The organism is Nocardioides sp. (assembly GCF_035429765.1).
In the GTDB taxonomy this organism is placed as follows: Bacteria; Actinomycetota; Actinomycetes; order Propionibacteriales; family Nocardioidaceae; genus Nocardioides.
The window spans coordinates 9,643-14,023 of sequence record NZ_DAOMFK010000070.1; the positions used below are offsets into that span (position 1 = coordinate 9,643).

Sequence of the window (4,381 nt, forward strand, 5' to 3'; positions counted from 1 at the left end):
GCACCGCGTGGACAGGGCTGGGCCCTACGGGCGTGCGGTGGCGGCGATGGCGTGTCCGTACAGTTCGAGGGCCTTGGCCATGTCGCGGACCCTCTGGTCGCGGCCGTGGGGTCCGTCGATCTGGGCGGCGAGGAAGTAGCCGTCGAAAAGTGCGACCCCGAGGCCGGCGAGCTGGTCTCCGATGCGGGCAGCCACGTCGGGTGCTTCGCCCTCGAAAGCGACGGTGATGAACTCGCGCATCCGGGTCAGTGCCTCGGTGCGGACGCGGTCTAGGACGTCGGCGACGTCGGGGTCGCGGTTGGTGAGCACAAGGGTGAGGAAGAGGCGGAGGAACTCCTGGTGCTCGTCGAGGTTGGTGGCGATGCCCCGCAGGAACGAGTGGAGCCGTGTCCCGGCGCTACCCCTGGTCCCGCGTAGCGGGGTGGCGTCGAAGAAGCGGCGAGCGCCGCGTTCCATGACGGCGGCCGCGATGGCGGCCTTGGAGTCGAACTGCCAGTAGATCGAGCTCTTCTGGATGCCGGATGCCTTGATGATCGCGGAGATGCTCGCGCCGTCGTACCCGTATTCCGACATCAGGCGTGAGGCGGTGTCGAGGATCTCCTCGCGCACGCGCTGACCCTGGGCGTTGCGGCGCACACCGACGCCGCCAGCGAGGCTCTCAGCGCTGGTCACAGGGGTCGTTCCGGGCGAGGTGGTCATGGCTCGATCGTAATGATGCGAGGTGCTTGACAGATCCGTCGACACACCCTCATCCTACCAGAACTGACTGGACCGGTCGGTACAGAAACTATCAGGGAGGTGGCGTGGTGAACGCCCAGGGATTCGACGCGGACGTCGCGGTGGTGGGCTACGGCCCCAGCGGCGAGATCGCGGCCAGCCTGCTCGGCAAGGCCGGTGTGCGGACAGTCGTGCTCGAGCGGGACAAGGACCTGTACGCGCGGGCACGGGCGGTCACGGTCAACGACTGGACGCTGCGGATCCTGCAGGAGCTGGGAGTCGCCGAGCGGGTCAAGCAGGACATGGATGTGATGCCCGCGGTGAGCTGGAAGACCTATCAGCACAAGCTGGTGTTCCGTCTGGTCCAGAAGCCCGACGTCTTGGGCCAGCCGACCGCGATGATGATCTACCAGCCCGAGATGGAGGCCGTGATCCGGGACCACGCGGCCCGCTACGAGACGCTCGACGTCCGCTTCGGCCACACCTTCGCCGGGCTGGAGCAGGATCCCGACGGGGTCACCGTGCAGGCCAGCGACGACGAGGGGCACGCCTACACGTTGCGCGTGCGGTACGTGGTCGGCGCCGACGGTGGCTCGAGCCCGGTCCGCGAGGCGCTCGGACTGACAATGGTCGGCACGACGCGCCCGCGTCGGTGGATCGTGATCGACGGCGAGGTGCTCGAGCCCTGGCCCGGCAGCGACGAGCTCGTCTTCTGGTCCGACCCGGTCCGGCCCGTGGTCGACATCCCGCTGGCCAAGGCCAACCACCGGTGGGAGATTCCGCTCGCCCCCGGCGAGACCGACGCCGACTACGACTCCGAGGACAAGGTGTGGGAGCGGTTGCGCGCCCTCGGCATGGACGAGTCCCACGTGCGGATCAAGGGCTACGCGTTCTACAGCCACCACCTGCGTCACCTCGAGGGCTGGCGACGCGATCGCGTGGTGCTCATCGGCGACGCCGCGCACCTGATGCCACCGTGGGCCGGCCAAGGCATGCAGTCGGGGATCCGCGACGCACACAACCTTGCCTGGAAGCTGGTCGCGGTCTGTCGCGGACAGCTCGACGACACCGTGCTCGACACCATCGAGACCGAGCGGTGGCAGCACGTAGAGATGCTGACTGAGATGACGGTGCGACTCGGGATGTTCATTGAGGCCGACCAACGGGTGCTAGTCGCTCTTCGCAACACCCTCGGCCCATGGGCTCGGCACCTGCCGTTCTGGAACCGGGTCCTCCAGCCCAGCAACGCCACCAACCGCTTCGACCACGGCTGGGTCACCGGCCGGCCCCACCGCCGCAACGCCCTCGGTCGGATGATCCCCCAGCCGTCGGTCTTCGACCGGCAAGGCGGCGAGCACCTGCTCGACGACCTCCTCGGCGACGACTTCGTCGTGCTCGGCGCCGGAATCGACCCGCGCAAGGCGATGACCCGGGCGCAGATCGAGGACTGGACGCGACTGGGTGCACGCTTCCACCGCGTGCGTACCGGGTTCGCCACCACCGACGAGCCGCACGACGTCATCGACCACACCGGAGTGCTGACGCAGTGGATGAAGCGCCACCGGGCCGGCGTCGTCGTCGTGCGTCCCGACCGGTTCGTCGCCGCCACCGACACCACGGGACTCGACGTCCCCGGCACGCGCGCCACCCGCGCCGTCGTCCGGCCCGCCACCTCGCCCGCCGTCCGGGAAGCGGCCGCCTCATGACCACGCACGCACCGAACTCGACCGGGAGCAGCCCCTTGGACGTGACCACCAGCGACGTCACCGTGGGTGACTGGACCATCCGCACCCACCAGGCGGGTGACCCCGCGGACCCAGCGATCTTGTGGCTGCACGGGTCCGGGCCCGGGGTGAGCGCGCTGTCGAACTGGCAGGAGCTCCTCACCACCATGCCCGGGTACCACCACGTCGCACCCGACGTGCTCGGCTTCGGCGACTCCTCACACCCCGTGGACCTCCCCCTCGGCGTCGCGGACTCCGCCGCTCTGCGCGCTCGCGCCACGCTCGGCCTGCTCGACGCCCTCGGCATCGCTTCCGCCCACGTCGTCGGCAACTCGATGGGCGGCATGATCGCCCTCCTGCTGGTTCAGCAGCAGCCCGACCGCGTCGACCGCCTGATCCTCATGGGCAGCGCGGGCGCCCCCATCGAGCCCACCGCCGACCTGATCAAGATGATCACCTACTACGACGACCCCTCGGCCGAGTCGATGCTCGACCTGATGGAGCGGTTCCTCCACGACCCTGGTCTCTACGGCGACCACATCGACCAGATCGCAGCCCAACGAGCCGACTACGCCGCCCGCGAGGACATTCGCCGGTCGCACCTGCGCACCTTCAGCCCCGACGGTCCCCTCTTGGTGTTCCCGGTCGACGGACTCGCCGCCATCCAGCACGAGGTGCTGGTGGTACACGGCCGCGAGGACCGGATCATCCGCAAGGAGTCGTCCTTCTACCTCGCCGAGCACCTGCCCAACGCCCAGCTCCACGTCCTGCCCCACGCCGGTCACTGGGTGCAGATCGAACAGGTCGACCGGTTCAGGGCCCTGGCCACCCAGTTCTTGCAGGAACCCCAGACCTACCTGTCCCACCCCACCAGGGATCACGAGGAGCACACGGCATGACCACGACCGCGAACGACGTCTTCGGCCGTGTCCACCTCGGCTACCTCGTCGTCGAGACCCAGCGGCTCACCGACTGGCGCCGCTTCGGCGCCGACGCCGTGGGCCTGCACGTAGACGAGCTGACTGCCGACACCACCCGGTTCCGACTCGACGACCGCGAGTGCCGCTTCCTCCTCCAGCGCGGCCCCGCCGAGGACGTCACCGCGCTGGGCTGGCAGGTCGACGACCACGAGACCTTCGACGTCATCCTCGAGCGCGTCATGTCGCGCGGACTGCCGGTCCAGGAAGGGACGTCCGACGAGTGCGCGAGGCGCGGCGTCGAGCGCCTGTGGCGCCTTCCCGGCCCCAAGGGAGCCGCGACCGAGATCTTCACGACGCCGATCACGACCCCGACACCGCTGGTCATGCGCAACACCGCCTTCGTCACCGGCGAGAGCGGCATGGGCCACGTCGCCATCACGTCCAAGGACGTGCTCGGTATGCACAGCTACTACAGCACCCTCTTCGACGCCCGCCTTTCCGACTTCATCCTCGAACGCATCGGACCCATGGACCTGCGCATCCGGTTCCTCCGCGTGAACGAGCGTCACCACTCCGTCGCCGTCGCCGGCGTCCAACGCCTGGCGGTCGACCCCGTCCGCACGGTTATCCAGCACGTCAATGTCCAAGTCGCCCAGCTCGACGACATGGTCGCCGCCTACGAGCGCGTCACGGCCGAGGGCTTCAGGATGATGTGGTCGGTCGGCCAGCACCCCAACGACCGCTCCCTCTCCTTCTACTGCAAGACACCCTCCGGCTTCGAGCTGGAGGTCGGCTGGGCACCCCTGGCCGTCACCGAAGAGCTCGAAGCCACCTGGGAACCCACCACCTACCACGGCATCTCGCTGTGGGGACACACCCCCATCGGCGAGGACATCATCCACAAGATGGGCATGGTCCGACACGCCCTCCGCTCCACCCGACAGACCGAGATCACTGTCCCTGAGCTACGCGACACCACCTCCGTCCCAGCCTGACAACCCAGTTTCGCGCGGTATGCCG

At 68.7% G+C, this 4,381-nt stretch carries 3 protein-coding genes and 1 pseudogene; 3 read left to right on the plus strand and 1 reads right to left on the minus strand.

Translation table 11 applies throughout. The annotated features are described in order from the left end of the window. Positions 1-429: 429 nt before the first annotated feature. Positions 430-699: pseudogene (locus PLP61_RS17130) on the minus strand (TetR/AcrR family transcriptional regulator); the annotation flags it as partial. A gap of 107 nt (positions 700-806) precedes the next feature. Here PLP61_RS17130 and PLP61_RS08515 point away from each other — a divergent pair. From PLP61_RS08515 to PLP61_RS08525, 3 genes are read left to right on the plus strand one after another with little or no spacing between them, the layout of a single operon-like run. Beyond that, the gene (locus PLP61_RS08515; RefSeq protein WP_324502201.1) at positions 807-2,423 is read left to right on the plus strand and encodes a bifunctional 3-(3-hydroxy-phenyl)propionate/3-hydroxycinnamic acid hydroxylase; all 1,617 of its coding nucleotides are present in this window, start codon (positions 807-809) and stop codon (positions 2,421-2,423) included. Then, positions 2,420-3,340 carry an alpha/beta fold hydrolase gene (locus PLP61_RS08520; RefSeq protein ID WP_324502202.1) on the plus strand — a complete coding sequence of 307 codons (921 nt, stop codon included), beginning with the start codon at positions 2,420-2,422 and terminating at the stop codon, positions 3,338-3,340. The genes PLP61_RS08515 and PLP61_RS08520 overlap by 4 nt, the downstream gene beginning before the upstream one ends. Continuing rightward, positions 3,337-4,356, plus strand: a complete 1,020-nt coding sequence (locus PLP61_RS08525; protein ID WP_324502203.1) for a VOC family protein — start codon at positions 3,337-3,339, stop codon at positions 4,354-4,356. Before PLP61_RS08520 ends, PLP61_RS08525 begins: the two co-directional genes overlap by 4 nt. The last annotated feature ends 25 nt before the right edge of the window (positions 4,357-4,381 follow it).

Excerpts from the sequence above, each read along its gene's own strand:
- PLP61_RS08520 (WP_324502202.1), top strand. The coding sequence starts at position 2,420 with ATGACCACGCACGCACCGAACTCGACCGGGAGCAGCCCCTTGGACGTG.
- PLP61_RS08525 (WP_324502203.1), top strand. The coding sequence starts at position 3,337 with ATGACCACGACCGCGAACGACGTCTTCGGCCGTGTCCACCTCGGCTAC.